We start from the raw sequence: 14,712 nt of genomic DNA on the forward strand, positions 1-14,712 counted from the left end.
GCGCGCAATTACGGCATGGTACTTTAGCGAAGAACAGCGCGGGCTGGGGCGACAGAGATCTGTCGTGAAGTTTGGGTTCGGCGACCCCGCTGCTGTCTTCTCCTTATCCGCCAGCGAACCCCTTGAGCGACGGATTGAGGAGGTCCTTACTATGACAAAAATGCTCAAGATCACGCTGAATGGCGAGACGTTTCTCGCCGACATGCTCTGGGACAAGGCTCCCGAGGCGTGCAAGCTGTTCGAATCGTCCTGTCCGGTCGAGTCACGTATCTTTTCGGCCAAGATCTGCGATGCCGAGGTAACCTATCCCGTATCGGGCCCCATCGCCAATTACGAGCACATCGAGAACCCCGTCTTTCACGAGCCAGCGGGCGCCGTGAGCTGGTATGGCGGCTGGTCGTCAATTTGCATCTTCTTTGACGTGTGCGAGCCCTTTGGCACCTGCAACATGTTCGCCCGCATCTGCGAAGCCGACCGCGAGCGCTTTGCCGCCGCCTGCCGCAATGTCTGGGACAACCAGGGCATGTACATTAAAAACGAAATCGTCGAGATCGAAACGGAGGCCTAAAGATGATGGATATCAACACCCTGCTCGCACTCGACCTTGCCGAGTACACCACTGCACTTGAGGCCCTCGCTGACCAAATGATGCTCGAAGAACCCCGTGACATCGACTACATGCGCCGCCGCAAGCTCGACACCGGCCGCGAATTCGCCGTCTGGAACTTCACCGTCGGCTACTGTATGAACGCCGCCGACGCTCTCTCCCTCCTGCGAGCCCAGGCCAACGAAAACGCCAACGACGGCACCGCCGACCTCGCAACGATCAACAACAGCGCCGCGCGCCTGTGCGACTGGTTCTCGGGCGCCTTTGACGTCACCGGCAAAATGGATGACACTACGGCAATCCTCGCCCACAGCCGCGACCTCTACGCCCAGGTAGAGACTCACGAACAGTTCGCGGCCCTCACCCGTGCCACTGAGCGCTATCTGGTCCAGCTCCAATTTTGGGTCGACCGCCAGATTCCCTGGCCGGCTATTAGCGACCTCGTCCACGGCTACCGCCTACGCACAGAGAGCGGCGAGACAAGGTAAAAACAGCCAGGTAGCACCAACATAGTCCCACCACGGGACCCAAAGTAAGAATCAGAGGGCTGGAGACGCACGCAACAGCGTCCCCAGCCCCTTCGCAAAGTAGAGCGCTGTTTCAGTGGCTTTGAGACCTTATCGGACCTTTGCTATCTTCCAATTTTTGTATATTTACGACGTTATTATCTGCCAATTTTTGTATGATTTTAGGCGATTCTATCTGTCAATTTTTGTCATTTGGGGGTTTAATGCTACGCCGTAAGGTCACTGATAGGCTTTTGAGCTGGAAGAATAACTCCAATAAGGCATTACTTGTTACTGGTGCGCGTCAGATCGGCAAGAGCTATGCGATTCGCGCGTTTGGAAAAAGCAACTACGCTTCGTATTTTGAGGTCAATTTACTACTCGATATCGAAGCAAGGAATGCACTTGTTGGCGCAAAGAACTCCGTTGACTTTATCAACCGCGTAGCCCTTCTTGCGGATGCGCCGCTTGTTGAGGGCGATACGCTTGTCTTTGTCGATGAGATTCAGGAGTATCCGCAGATCGTTACACTCATGAAGGCGTTGGTCGAGGATGGGCGCTTTAGCTATGTCTTCTCGGGGTCTATGCTTGGGACTGAGTTTAAGGGGATCTCTTCTTTTCCGGTGGGGTATGTAGAGCACATTGTTATGCGCCCGATGGATTTTGAAGAGTTTTGTTGGGCAAACAGCGTTAGCGAGAATGTGCTTGCAGGCATTCGCAGCTGCCTTGTCGAGAAACATCCTGTCGAAAACTATATTCATGAGGCGATGCTCAAGAACTATAGAGCTTATATCGTTTGCGGCGGCATGCCGGAGGTCGTTCAGAATTATATTGATTCGGGTTATTCGCTCGTGAGCACACGTGAGCTTCAAACTCAGTTGGTCGATCAGTACAAAAGCGATATCTCAAAATATGCATCGACTCGAGCGTTTAACGTTCGGTCGATTTTTGAGCAAATTCCCGTTCAGCTTGAGGCGGAGTCTCATCGCTTTGTTGTTTCGTCTCTGGGTGAGGGAGCTCGCCTTAAAAAATATGAGCAGGATTTCCTGTGGCTTGTTAACGCAGGTGTTGGATTGATGGTCGCCAGGGTGACGGAGCCACGGAGTCCTCTCAAGAGGACGGAGAAAACGACAGCCTTCAAACTATACGAGTCTGATACAGGCATGCTCGCATCGCGATACCCCGGTAGCACTGCACGCGCTGTCTATCTTGATATGAAAACTCCCAACCTTGGTGGTCTCTATGAGAACGTGGTCGCGCAGGAACTCGTTGCCCTCGGGGCGGATGCATGGTACTACCAAACGCGTGAGGTCGGTGAAGTTGACTTTGTGATCGAAGGCGCCCACGGGCATGTTGTCCCAATCGAGGTCAAATCGGGCAAGAAAGTTCGAGCGCATGCGGCCCTCGATCGTCTGATGAGTGTAGGCGAGTACAAAATTCCCGAGGCCGTTGTACTGAGCCACGAGAATCTCAGCAAAGAGGGCAAGGTTCTGTACGTTCCAATCTACATGACGTTTTGTCTCGATGAGTTTATGGAAAAGGATGACCCCAATAACGATTTCTCTTTCGCACCCATATCTCTCTAGCCATTTGAATCCGCAATCCAGCCCCGCCCACGCATCAATGCATTTCCCAAGGTGCTGCGCGTTTCGCGGCAAAGCCGCGAAAAAGCAAAGGGATAAGAAGCGGCAACAGCCAAGTCCCCCATCCATCCCCAAAGTGGCGCGAGGTTTCGCGGCAAAGCCGCGAAACAGCGAAGGGGACAAAAGACCCCCTCAGCCACGTCCTTCATTCAGCCCCACAATCCGAGGACGTAGTCGTAGCAGGATCTGAGGGCTAACCTTCGCGGACATTCCGCAGGACGAAAGAACCCCCGCCGCACGTAGTGCGCAGCGGGGGTTCTTTCATGTCCGAGGACGTCCGCGAAGGTTAGCCCTCAGATCCTGCGGTGGGAGACCTAGGCCTCGTTGTACACCGTCTTGAGCTTCAGCAGGTGAGCGTAGCGGTCCATAGCGGCCTGCTCGTTCTCCTTGAAGAGCTCCTCGGCGCGCTCGGGGAAGGAACGCGTCAGCGAAGCGTAACGGGCCTCGTTCATCAGGAACTCCTGATAGCCGCCCGCGGGCTCCTTGGAATCGAGCGAGAACTTCTTGCCGGCAGCAGCCTCGGGGTTGAAGCGGAAGAGGTTCCAGTAACCGCACTCGACAGCCTTCTTCATCTCGGCCTGGCAGTTCTGCATGCCGCCCTTCTTGATGGAGTGCATCTCGCAGGGGCTGTAGCCGATGATGAGGGACGGGCCGTCGTAGGCCTCGGCCTCGTGGATGGCCTTGAGAGTCTGAGCCGGGTTGGCGCCCATGGCGACCTGCGCCACGTAGACGTAACCATAGCTCATAGCGATCTCGGCCAGAGACTTCTTCTTGGTCACCTTGCCGGCAGCGGCGAACTGAGCAACCTGGCCCAGGTTCGAAGCCTTGGAGGCCTGTCCGCCGGTGTTGGAGTAGACCTCGGTGTCGAAGACGAAGACGTTGACGTTGTGGCCAGAAGCCAGGACGTGGTCCAGACCACCGAAGCCGATGTCGTAGGCCCAACCGTCGCCACCGAAGATCCAGAAGGACTTCTTGGTGAGGTAAGCCTTGTCGGCGAGGATCGCCTTGGAAGCGTCGCAGCCGCACTTCTCGAGCTCGGCAACGTAGGCGGCAGCAGCAGTCTTGGAGGCCTCGGCGTCGTTGACGGAGTCGATCCAAGCCTGACCGGCGGCCTTGAGCTCGTCGGACGGACCATCGGCAGCGATGAGCTCCTGGGTGGCGGCGATCAGCTTATTCTGGACGGCCTCGTAACCGATGGCCATGCCCAGACCGTGCTCAGCATTGTCCTCGAACAGGGAGTTGTTCCACGCCGGGCCGTGACCGTCCTTGTCCTTGCAGTAAGGAGCGGTGGCAGCGGGGTTGCCCCAAATGGAGGAGCAGCCGGTGGCGTTGGAGATGAACATGCGGTCGCCGGCGACCTGGGTCACCAGACGTGCATAAGCGGTCTCGGCGCAGCCGGCGCAGGAGCCGGAGAACTCCAGGTAGGGCTGCTTAAACTGGCTGCCCTTGACGTTGGCCGCGATGAGCTCCTTCTTCTCGGAGACGTTCTTGACCATGTAGTCCCAAACGGGCTGCTGATCCATCTCCTGCTCGGCGGGAGCCATCTCGAGGGCGCCCTTGGGGCAGACCTTGACGCAGTTGGTGCAGCCCATGCAGTCGAGCGGGGACACGGCCATGGTGAACTTCATGCCCTTGGCCTTGGGACCCATGGCGTCGAGCGTACGGGTAGCCTCGGGCGCGGCGGCAGCCTCGTCCTCGGTCATCGCGAACGGACGGATGGTGGCATGCGGGCACACATAGGCGCACTGGTTGCACTGGATGCACTTGGTCTCGTCCCAGTGAGGAACGACCACGGCGACGCCGCGCTTCTCGTATGCGGAGGCGCCCAGCTCAAACTGACCGTCGGCACAATCGATAAAGGCAGAAACGGGCAGGCTGTCGCCATCCATGCGATCGATGGGCTCGAGCAGGTTCTTGACCTGCTGGGCGATAGCGGACTTGGTCTCCTCGGAAAGCTCGACAGGAGCGGCGTCCTCGGCGGTAGCCCAGTCGGCCGGAACCTCGAACTTACGGAAGGCGGTAGCGCCGGCATCGATGGCCTTGTGGTTGGCGTCGACGATGGCCTGGCCCTTCTTCATGTAGGACTTGGTAGCCGCGTCCTTCATGTACTGCAGGGCGTCCTCGGCGGGCAGGACCTTGGCCAGCGCGAAGAAGGCGGACTGGAGCACCGTGTTGGTGCGCTTGCCCATGCCAACCTTGGCGGCCAGGTCGATAGCGTCGATCAGGTAGACGTTGACGTTGTTGTTCGCGATGTAGCGCTTGGCCACGGCGGGCATGTGCTCGGCGAACTCCTCGTCGCTCCACTGGCAGTTGACCAGGAAGGTGCCGCCAGGCTTGACGTCGCGGACCATCTTGAAGCCCTTGACGATGTAGCTGGGGTTGTGGCAAGCGACAAAGTCGGCCTTGGTCACGTAGTACGGCGAGCGGATCGGGGAATCACCAAAGCGCAGGTGCGAGACGGTAACGCCGCCGGTCTTCTTGGAGTCGTACTGGAAGTAGGCCTGAACGTACTTGTCGGTGTGGTCGCCGATGATCTTGATCGAGTTCTTGTTGGCGCCGACGGTACCGTCGCCACCCAGGCCCCAGAACTTGCACTCGATGGTGCCGGGAGCTGCGGTGTTGGGCGCATCCTCGGCCTCGGGCAGGCTCAGGTTGGTCACGTCATCGACAATGCCGATGGTGAACTCGCGCTTGGGCTCGTCCTTCTTGAGCTCCTCGAAGACGGCAAACGCGGACGCGGGAGGCGTGTCCTTGCTGCCCAGGCCGTAACGGCCGCCGACGACCTTGATACCCGTCTTGCCGGCCTCGTAGAGAGCGGAGACGACATCCTGGTAGAGCGGCTCGCCGATGGAACCCGGCTCCTTGGTGCGGTCCATGACGGCGATCTTCTGGACGGTCTCGGGGAGAACGTCCACGAAGTGCTTGATGGAGAACGGACGGAACAGGCGAACCTTGACCAGGCCGACCTTCTCACCGTGAGCGTTGAGGTAGTCGATGACTTCCTCGAGCACGTCGCAGAAGGAGCCCATGCACACGACGACGCGATCGGCATCGGGAGCGCCGTAGTAGTTGAACAGGCCGTAATCGGTGCCGAGCTTCTCGTTGATCTTCTTCATGTAGCCCTCGACGACGGCAGGGAGCTCGTCGTAGACCTTGTTGCAGGCCTCGCGGTTCTGGAAGAAGATGTCGCCGTTCTCATGGCTGCCGCGGGTGTGCGGGTGCTCAGGGTTGAGCGCGTGGTCGCGGAAAGCCTGGACGGCGTCCATGTCGCACATCTCGGCAAGATCCTTGTAGTCCCACATGGCGACCTTCTGGATCTCGTGGCTGGTGCGGAAGCCGTCGAAGAAGTTGAGGAACGGGGTCTTACCCTCGATGGCGGCAAGGTGAGCCACCGGCGAGAGGTCCATGACCTCCTGGACGTTGCCCTCGGCGAGCATGGCGAAACCGGTCTGGCGGCAGGCCATGACGTCGGAGTGATCGCCAAAGATGTTCAGGGCGTGGGAAGCGACGCAACGCGCGGAGACGTGGAAGACGCCCGGGAGCTGCTCGCCCGCGATCTTGTACATGTTCGGGATCATCAGGAGCAGGCCCTGAGAAGCCGTGTAGGTGGTGGTCAGAGCACCGGCGCCCAGCGAACCGTGAACGGTACCGGCTGCACCCGCCTCGGACTCCATCTCGACGACCTTGACCGGGGTGCCAAAGATGTTCTTGCGACCCTGGGCCGCCCACTGGTCGACATGGTCGGCCATCGGGCTGGACGGCGTAATGGGATAAATTCCCGCTACCTCGGTGTACGCATACGAAACATATGCGGCCGCCTCGTTGCCGTCCATAGACTTAAACTTACGCGCCATATACCCCTCTCCTCTCATATAGGTATACAGGCCCCGGCGATTACCGGGATGTTGGCGTGATGGGATTTTCGCTGTTGCTTCCAGTCATCTGACAGGCGGACTCAGCAGCAGGTACATGGCGTGGAGAGAAGGCATGCCGAGGCGAGGAGGGCTGTACGCGCTCCACAGGCCCAGCTACCCGTCTTGCACATGATCGAGCGCCGCAAAGGCCGCATGCCGGATGCTCCCGGGCACGCCCCGGTGATGGGAAGCGCCCGCAACGGAAATCCGCATGCGGGTTTATTGTACCCCGCCGTCAAGTGTAATTTCGACAAATATAGGCGGGCGGTAAAGGTTTACCCCGAGCGACCATCAAGGGCAAAAATAATCCTTCCGTCACCGAGGGACCAAATGGCAGCTGCGGTGAAATAGGGACTGTTTTTGCCGGCCGTAGCCTTAAACAGTCCCTATTTCACCGCAACTTATTTAGGAGATGAGTCAGAGGGCGCCGAGGAGGATGGCGTAGGTTGTGGATTCTCCGAGCCTGAGCTCGTCACCGGGGTTGAGCTGAGCGGAGCGGCCGGGCTCGACCTGGGTGCAGACGTTCGTCGCGCCGTTTACCACCACAGTTCCGTTGGTGGACGACAGGTCCTCGACGTACCAGACATTTTGGTCATCGCACCACACGTGGGCATGGCGAGCCGAAACGTCATCGCCCACATCGGTGATATCGCCCTCCCCCGTCGCCAGCGCGCCGATCTCGACGCCCTCCTCACTCGGCTGAATCCAGCGCGGGGCGCTCACCACGTAGCCGTTTTGCACGCGCAGCAGTCCCAACGGGTGCGCAGGCGCCGCCTCGTGCTCGCCCGTGACCGTCGAGGTGCTCAGCGAGCGCGGCGTCGACGTGGCGCCGCCACAGGTCGCATGAGCGTAGTCGAGGGCATAGGTCACCGACGAGCGGACATCTGCCGAGCAGCCCACGGCGACAAACAGCACCAGGATGGCCTCGGCGCGCTCGGCGGGCATGAGCTCAGCCGCCTGCGACAGGCGCTCGAGCGCATTGCGATAGAGATTCGTGTCCTGATGGCATTCCTCGAGTGCCCGCACCATGGGCTCGCCAGCGGGGCCGCACACCATGTTGGTCACGGCCGTGGCGTCCATGGGATTGCGGCGGCGCAGGGCCAGCTGCGACATAATGCGCGCGGCCGAGGTGCCGTAATCGGCAAAATAACGTTCTTGCAGCGTGCCGACCGGCGCGCGCACGATAAAGCGCGAAACCCAAGAGCGATCGGCAGCACGGCTCTGCGGACTACGGCCGTCGACGAGCGGGCGGCTCGAGAGCACCAGGCCGCACAGTTCGATATGGCTCAGGTGCGCTGCGCGCTTAAAGATGTCAAACATTGCCCCGCACGGGGTGAGCTCAGCTTGAGAAGCCATGGCTTAGCCCTCCTTGGTCGCAGAGATAGTGTCGGATACTTCGACCGGCCCGCCAAAGGCGCGAGCAGCCGCGGCTCCGCCGGCAAGCGGCGTCGCCATGGAAATTTTCGCACGTCGCGCTGACACGACGGGAAGCTCAAAGGCAAACCCCATCGCCAGCAAAAACCACGTGAGCGCATAGGTTGCAATTAAGGCGGCAATGAAGCCGCTCGCTACGGCGCGCTGGGAAAACACGGTGCATGCAACCGCGATCAGCACCGGAACCTCGCAGGCAGAAAGCGCCAGTACGCCATGCAGGAACCCCGTGCGACGATCGTGTGCCATGGCGCCGGCAGCGATGCCCACCATGCCCGGCGGTGCCAACGCCAGTGCGGCGATAATGGCCGGCAGCTTCCCGGACCACATAAGCGGTCCTACGACGAGCGTCACATGGGCGCCCGACGCCAACAGCGCAGCTGATACCACGACCACAGCCCAAAGCACGCCGCATACCGCCGTCGCACCAACCATCGCCGCACGCCGGGCCGTGTGCCCCGATACCTCCATCGGGCACGGCATGAGCGGCTCGGCGCGAAGCGAGCGGGCGACATTTTGCGCATAGTGGTCGCAAAATGCCGAGAGCGCCGCCTCCACCGCAGCCGGCTCGGGACGATCTTCCTGATGGCAGGACAGGCAGGCCATGACCACGTCGAACAACTGGGCATCGACAAACGCCAGCGCATCGCGCAGATCCTCGGAATTTGGATCGAGTCCCAGCTGCTGAGCCTGTTCGGCCGCGGCAAGTGCCACATCGGGCTCGCGTCGCAGCAGTTGCGTCAAGTCGCAGCCGGGCGCGTGGGCGCCAACGGGATAATCGGGCAGCGTATCCATCTTGAGGCGATAAGGGCTGGCGATATCGCACGTCTTTTTGCGCGAGCCCGAAGTACCCGACGCACCCGGCGCTACTTCGTACGGCGCGACACCGGCGATGAGCTCGTAGACCGTACTCGCCGCTGCATACACATCGATTGCCGGCGACATGCGAAGCATGCGCAGGTCGGGGATATCATCGGTGAGCATCTCGGGCGGGGCGTAGGCCACCGTCGCGCGGCGCAACGTGGCATAGCGCTCGGTAAACGACGCCTTGCCGCCGGTGCCGGCCACCGCAGAGGCGGGTTCGAGCGCCAGCGAAGAGCCAAAGTCGATCAAGCACAGGTCGAAGGTGCCTTCGGCAAGCTGTCGGTCGAGCGGCAGGCGCGCCGTGCGCACCATAATATTAGCGGGCGAGATATCGCGATGGACGAACCCCTCGCCTACCAAGCTCATGCGGCAGAGCAGATCGAACAGGTCGCGTCCCAGGCGCGCCGCCAGGAGCGGCGACAGACGCCCGGCATCGTCCACGGCAAGGCGCGAGCGCAGGCGAGCGAGCGTCTCGCCCTCGACCCACTCCATGACAATCGCGGGCACGCCGTCAACCTCGCCCCATCCATACAGGCGGGGAAAGCCTCTAAGGCCCGAAAGGGCGCGATGGCATTCGTATTCTTCGCGAAACGCCGCCTTGAACTTGGTGACCAGCGCCTCGTGGGCGACATCGTCATCAAATTCGTCGCGCGTTGGCAAGATGAGCTGCTTGAGTGCCACGGCCTCGCCCTGCGCGTTGACGGCACGCGTCACACGGCCGATACCGCCGCGGCGCATGGTGGCGTCATCGGCAAACAGCATCGTAAAACGGCGCAGGTAGGCGGGAAGCTCGTCCGGGCCCAGCGCAATGGCGGGCTCAAACCCTCCAACGCGCGCCAGGCGCAGGCCCACCATAGGGTCACGGCTGAGCGACTGGGTTGCCACAGAAGCAAGGCTATTCGTCATAGGGCGATCGCCGCCACTTTGGTATTGAAGTTGTTGAGCGCGACGTCGTCATCGCCATAATGCCCCACCCATTGGCACAGATTGGTGTAGCAACCCCATAGGTTGGCGTATTGCTGATACCACTTTGACTTGGGAGAAAACGTTTGCCGGCCAAACTCGGCACGGATGACAAACATATCGTTGGTCAGGCTATCGCACGGTCCGGTATCGCCCGTAGCGTTATAGGTCGAAACCACGCTGTTGGCGCGGGCGACATAGCCATCGAGCATGTTGTATTTGGTCACGAGCCAGCTGTGAATACTCTCCTCCTCGGCAGCCGAGAGACCACCCGAGCCCGTGTCGCCGCCGGCACCGCCGTCCGTCGAGCCATCACTCGAAGATCCACCGCCAGAGGCGGAGCCCGAACCGGAACCGCCGCCCGACGAATCGGAGCTGGAGCCAGACGAACCCGAACCGCCGGGCTGGCCTGTCTGTTGGGCGTCCTGCCCCTTCTGCTGCTCGGCCTTATTGACGACAGAAGCCACACTGTTGTTGGAAAGCTTCGTAATGACCTTGGTGTTGGTGAGCACGATGGTCTTGCCGTTTGCCAGCGTAACCTCGTTGTCCGATGTTTCTGGACTGTCCGCATCGTCGCCACCGAACACAACATGCGAGAACACGCTCGCCCACGCATATCCGGTTGTCGTTCCCAAGTCGCTTTTGGCCTTGCGCCCAATATGCAGCTCGCGCGCAGCATGCGCCTGTACCATGGACGGCACCGTCATGCCATAAGCCGAAACACCGGCTATGACCAGTACAAGCGAGCAAGACAGCAGCACGTACGCCCGAGGCGCCAGGCCCAGCCGGCGTCGCATGCGCACCGCGGCGCCATGCTTTGTCTGAGTGCTAGCGGGCCGCATGCGTTCTCCTCCAACAAAAACACGCCGCTTAAAAGCGGCGCATTCTTTCATATCCACATTTGAGTGTATCAGCGAACCCAAAAGGTTGTGCAACGAATGGGCAAATACGAGGTGCGAGTGGACCCATCCACGCGATAAGCGGATGAAAAGCAGGTTTGTTGTACAACAAATGCATGAACGCGTGCCCAATTATGAGCGCCCCGTGCGGCAGGCCGACGGGACATGCCGCGGAGCTGACGCCGCCTAGATCGCACGACGGGCCTCGATAGCACGGCCGAGCGTAAGCTCGTCAGCATACTCCAGGTCGCCTCCCACGGGCAGGCCGCTCGCCAGACGCGACACCTCGACGCCCAGAGGCTTGATGGTGCGGGCAAGGTAGCTCGCCGTGGTCTCGCCCTCAATGTTGGGGTTGGTGGCGATAATGACCTCGTGGATGTCCTCGTGGCCCAAGCGCGCCAGCAACTCGCGGATGTGCAGCTGCTCGGGGCCGATCTTGTCCATGGGGCTGATCACGCCGCCCAGCACGTGGTAGAGGCCGTGGTAGCTGCCCGTGCGCTCAATCGCCTGGACATCGCGCGGCTCACCCACCACGCAGATGCGGGTGGTGTCGCGCATCGAGTCTTGGCAGATGGAGCACTCGTCAGCGGTGGCGTAATTAAAGCAGCGGCTGCAAAAATGCACTTCCTGCTTAACCTCTAGAATGGCCTCGGCCAGGCGGCGCGCCTCCTCGGCGTCGGCCTCGAGCAGGTAGTAGGCGATGCGCTGGGCCGATTTGGGGCCAATGCCCGGCAGACGGCCCAGCTCATCGAGCAGTTTTTGCAGACTATGGTTGGCACTCATATATGTGCGCGTCTTAGAACGGCATGCCCGGGATGTTGAGGCCGCCGGCGATGGCGCCCATCTGCTTGTTGGCGAGCTCGTTGACGCCGCGGACGGCCTCGTTGACGGCAGCCATAATCATGTCCTGCAGCATATCGACGTCCTCGGGATCGAGCGCATCGGGGTCGATGGTGAGGTTGACGAGCTCCATCTCGCCGTTAACGGTCACCTTGACCATGCCGCCGCCGGCAGAAGCGTCGACGGTCTGGGACTTGAGGTTCTCCTGCGCGGCGGCAAGCTGCTCCTGCATCTTGCGGGCCCGCTTCATCATCTGCTGCATGTTCATACCGGCCATGATGGCTCCTTTACGTGTGGTCGCGCGACAAGCTGCAAGGGCAGCCGGGCACGGCGGGACTTTCAAACTCAAAAATCGTACCACGGCGCGGGGCAAACGAGCGGGGCGGTCGCGCTAACTCAGTCGATGTACATGTCCTCTAGCGTGACGCGCCGCCCAAGACTATGCAAGGTCGAATTATGCAAGGTCTCACAACTCGGCGTATATACCCGCCCGCATAGTTACTCCACCGGCTTGAAGATGGTGGACTGGCCAAAGACACTACGTATGAGGGCTTTGGCCTCGTCCTCGGTCTGCGGGATGCCCGGGGCTGCGCCCTGGTGACCGAAAGGACTGCCAGCACCGGGGTTGGACTCCCAAGGGGCAGCGAGGGCGTCGTCACTTGCAGGAGCGGACGTCGCAGCCGCGGGAGCTGCGGCCGAAGCGGCAGGGCTGGGCGCAGGCGCCGCGGCAGGCATGTCGAACGGAGCAAGATCTTCCCCGTTCGCATCGCCGGCGAAGCCGCCGACCATGGCGTCGTCGTAGGGTACCTGCTCGGATTCCCATGGCGCAGCCTGCGCAGACGGCTGAATCTTGGGAGCAGACGCGCGCTCGGGCGCTCGGGGCGCGGGCTCGGTCGGGAGCTTGCCCGTGGCAGGAGCACCGGCAGGGTTGTCGGAGCGCAGCCAGGGGGCCTTGGCCAGGTCGGATGACTTGGGTGCAGGCGCGGCAGCGGGCTTGGACGCGGGGATCGGAGCAGCCGGTTTGGACACGGCGGGTTCAGTCACCGACGGGATCGGTGCCGCTACCGGTGCCGCTTTTGGCTGCGTCGCGCTGGCGCTCAAGGATGCAGGGGCCGCCGAGGACACGGGTTGCGGGTCCGCAGATGCCGCAGCCCGTGCAGATGGAGAAAGCTCCTCATGTTGAGGAGCCGGCCTGACACCCCCATCCAGGACATAGTCGACGGTGCGACGACCGAAGACCGCACTGACTGTCGGCAAAAACACCGCCTGTGTATCAGCACGCCCGAGCATCTTGATAGCAAATGCCGTAGGGAACGAGACCGTAAGCTTAGAACCATCGTCTGCCGTAGCGCGAGCGTTCAACAGGAGTGCCGCATAAGAAGGTTGTTGGGCCTTGACGCGCTCGACGACCTCGACCCATTTGCGCTGGAGCTCGCCGGCATCCTCGACCGCAGGGGTCTCGGCGGCGCCGGCGGCAGCAACCTGAGCGGCAGTGTTGGGCTGGGGCTTAGGCGCCGGAGCGGTGATAGGCGCGGGGGCCGCAACGGGCTGGGGCATCGGAGCCGGGGCAGGCTGAGGCGCAGGCGCAGCGGGCTTGGGGGCCGGCGCGGGCTGGGCCGCCGGAGCGGCAGCGCCGCGGTCCCAGGGCATGCCGCCCTGGTGCGCAGACGCAGCGGCGGGAGCGGCAGATGCCGTCGGAGCGGCAGCTCGGGCACCCGAGATCAGCGTCGGTTGTTGTGTCGCCACAGGTGCAGCCGCGACAGCCGCGGGCGCAGCACCAGCAGCAGCCACGCTCGCCGGCACCGCGGCGTTGGCGACCATGGCCTCCAAGCGTGCCACGCGCTCGGCCAGGGCCTCAATGGTCAGATCGGCCTCGGGACGTGCCAGGCGCGTGCAGGCGATCTCGAGCACCAGGCGCACGTCGCTCGCACCCCTCATCTCCAACGCGGCATCGTCGAGCACTGTCAGCACGCGGGCCAGACGGTCGGCCGGATGCCCGCCAAAGGCAGCGGCCTCGGCAGCAAGCGCCTCAGCCTGCTCGGCCCCGCCCTCAAACAGCTCGCCACGGGTACCGGCAACGCAGGCCACATACACGTCGCGCACGTGCGCCACCAGGTCGCGCGTCAGCTCAAGCAAGTCATTGCCCTCCTCGACCTGTGCGCGAATGAGCCCATAGAGTTCAGCAATATCACGCTCGGCGATGGCGCGGGCAAACTCGCCCAGGATCTGGTCCGAAACCTCGCCCAAAAGCGAGCGGGCATCGTCCGCATGCACGGCGCCGTTGCCAAAAACGCTCAGCTGCTCCAGCGTGGAAAGCGCGTCGCGCATGCCGCCCTTGGCATGGCGCGCCACGATGGCCAGCGCCTCGTCGTCGTAATCGAAGCCCTCCTGCTCGCACACGTAGGACAGGCGATGCTCGATATCCTCGTTGCCGATGCGGTGGAAATCGAAGCGCTGGCAGCGCGAGAGGATGGTCTCCAGAATCTTTTGCGGATCGGTGGTGCACAACACAAAGATCACGTGCGCCGGCGGCTCCTCGAGCGTCTTGAGCAGCGCGTTAAACGCCGCCGTCGTGAGCATATGGACCTCGTCGATGATATAGATCTTGTACTTGCCACGCACCGGGGCAAAGTTAACGGAGTTGATGATCTCCTCGCGCACATTGTCCACGCCCGTACGGCTTGCGGCATCGAGCTCGTAGACATCGGGGTGGTTGCCCTCGGCGATGAGCTCGCACTCTTCGCAAGTGCCGTCGGGCATGCAGCCGCTTGCGCCCTCGGCGCGCGCCGCCTCGGCATTGCGGCATAGCAGCGCCTTGGCCAGAATGCGCGCCATGGTGGTCTTGCCCGTGCCGCGCGGTCCGCAGAACAGGTACGCGTGGGACAGGCGTCCCTCGGTGATGGCGTGCTCGAGCGTCGAGACGATATGCTGCTGGCCCACCACGGAGTCGAAGGTGAGCGGGCGATACTTTCGGTACAACGATTCCATGGGTGCTCCCCCGGGTATACTGAGTTTTGTTGCCGCGACGGCCATGCGGTCGCACGG

The 14,712-nt window shown here is 61.8% G+C and carries 10 protein-coding genes; 3 read left to right on the forward strand and 7 right to left on the reverse strand.

The features are described from left to right. Window positions 1–151: 151 nt before the first annotated feature. The 3 genes from ACTQ48_RS02080 to ACTQ48_RS02090 all read left to right on the forward strand — a co-directional run bounded on the left by ACTQ48_RS02080 (window position 152) and on the right by ACTQ48_RS02090 (window position 2,699). On the forward strand, window positions 152–568 hold the full coding sequence (locus ACTQ48_RS02080) for a DUF3830 family protein (protein ID WP_154518619.1): 417 nt from the start codon (window positions 152–154) through the stop codon (window positions 566–568). A 2-nt stretch (window positions 569–570) separates the two neighbouring features. Further along, window positions 571–1,095: a hypothetical protein gene (locus tag ACTQ48_RS02085; protein ID WP_368138240.1), complete on the forward strand. Its 525-nt coding sequence runs from the start codon at window positions 571–573 to the stop codon at window positions 1,093–1,095. A 242-nt stretch (window positions 1,096–1,337) separates the two neighbouring features. Then, a complete protein-coding gene (locus tag ACTQ48_RS02090) occupies window positions 1,338–2,699 on the forward strand; it encodes an ATP-binding protein (RefSeq protein WP_441064199.1) in 1,362 nt (453 codons plus the stop codon). 371 nt (window positions 2,700–3,070) lie between these two features. Here the strand turns inward: ACTQ48_RS02090 and nifJ are convergent, their stop codons facing one another. The 7 genes from nifJ to dnaX form a co-directional block, all read right to left on the reverse strand. Continuing rightward, window positions 3,071–6,610 (reverse strand): pyruvate:ferredoxin (flavodoxin) oxidoreductase, encoded by a 3,540-nt coding sequence (nifJ, locus tag ACTQ48_RS02095; protein ID WP_441570010.1) that lies wholly within the window; start codon window positions 6,608–6,610, stop codon window positions 3,071–3,073. Window positions 6,611–7,087: 477 nt separating this feature from the next. Further along, complete coding sequence (locus ACTQ48_RS02100) at window positions 7,088–8,026, reverse strand: FHA domain-containing protein (RefSeq protein WP_154518466.1); 939 nt, start codon at window positions 8,024–8,026, stop codon at window positions 7,088–7,090. Window positions 8,027–8,029: 3 nt separating this feature from the next. Next, window positions 8,030–9,871, reverse strand: a complete 1,842-nt coding sequence (locus tag ACTQ48_RS02105) for a serine/threonine protein kinase (protein WP_441570011.1) — start codon at window positions 9,869–9,871, stop codon at window positions 8,030–8,032. After that, on the reverse strand, window positions 9,868–10,770 hold the full coding sequence (locus ACTQ48_RS02110) for a hypothetical protein (RefSeq protein ID WP_441570012.1): 903 nt from the start codon (window positions 10,768–10,770) through the stop codon (window positions 9,868–9,870). The genes ACTQ48_RS02105 and ACTQ48_RS02110 overlap by 4 nt, the downstream gene beginning before the upstream one ends. A gap of 243 nt (window positions 10,771–11,013) precedes the next feature. After that, on the reverse strand, window positions 11,014–11,610 hold the full coding sequence (gene recR, locus ACTQ48_RS02115; RefSeq protein ID WP_099432550.1) for a recombination mediator RecR: 597 nt from the start codon (window positions 11,608–11,610) through the stop codon (window positions 11,014–11,016). A gap of 13 nt (window positions 11,611–11,623) precedes the next feature. Next, window positions 11,624–11,944: a YbaB/EbfC family nucleoid-associated protein gene (locus tag ACTQ48_RS02120; protein ID WP_441570013.1), complete on the reverse strand. Its 321-nt coding sequence runs from the start codon at window positions 11,942–11,944 to the stop codon at window positions 11,624–11,626. Window positions 11,945–12,165: 221 nt separating this feature from the next. Continuing rightward, entirely contained in the window at window positions 12,166–14,655 is a 2,490-nt protein-coding gene (dnaX, locus tag ACTQ48_RS02125; RefSeq protein WP_441570014.1) for a DNA polymerase III subunit gamma/tau, read from the reverse strand. Between the last annotated feature and the right edge of the window lie 57 nt (window positions 14,656–14,712).

The organism is Collinsella sp. Sow4_E3, assembly GCF_052116285.1.
In the GTDB taxonomy this organism is placed as follows: domain Bacteria; phylum Actinomycetota; class Coriobacteriia; order Coriobacteriales; family Coriobacteriaceae; genus Collinsella.

Coding starts and splice junctions, on each gene's coding strand:
- ACTQ48_RS02080 (WP_154518619.1), top strand. CDS start 152: ATGACAAAAATGCTCAAGATCACGCTGAATGGCGAGACGTTTCTCGCC.
- ACTQ48_RS02085 (WP_368138240.1), top strand. CDS start 571: ATGATGGATATCAACACCCTGCTCGCACTCGACCTTGCCGAGTACACC.
- ACTQ48_RS02090 (WP_441064199.1), top strand. CDS start 1,338: ATGCTACGCCGTAAGGTCACTGATAGGCTTTTGAGCTGGAAGAATAAC.
- nifJ (WP_441570010.1), bottom strand. CDS start 6,610: ATGGCGCGTAAGTTTAAGTCTATGGACGGCAACGAGGCGGCCGCATAT.
- ACTQ48_RS02100 (WP_154518466.1), bottom strand. CDS start 8,026: ATGGCTTCTCAAGCTGAGCTCACCCCGTGCGGGGCAATGTTTGACATC.
- ACTQ48_RS02105 (WP_441570011.1), bottom strand. CDS start 9,871: ATGACGAATAGCCTTGCTTCTGTGGCAACCCAGTCGCTCAGCCGTGAC.
- ACTQ48_RS02110 (WP_441570012.1), bottom strand. CDS start 10,770: ATGCGGCCCGCTAGCACTCAGACAAAGCATGGCGCCGCGGTGCGCATG.
- recR (WP_099432550.1), bottom strand. CDS start 11,610: ATGAGTGCCAACCATAGTCTGCAAAAACTGCTCGATGAGCTGGGCCGT.
- ACTQ48_RS02120 (WP_441570013.1), bottom strand. CDS start 11,944: ATGGCCGGTATGAACATGCAGCAGATGATGAAGCGGGCCCGCAAGATG.
- dnaX (WP_441570014.1), bottom strand. CDS start 14,655: ATGGAATCGTTGTACCGAAAGTATCGCCCGCTCACCTTCGACTCCGTG.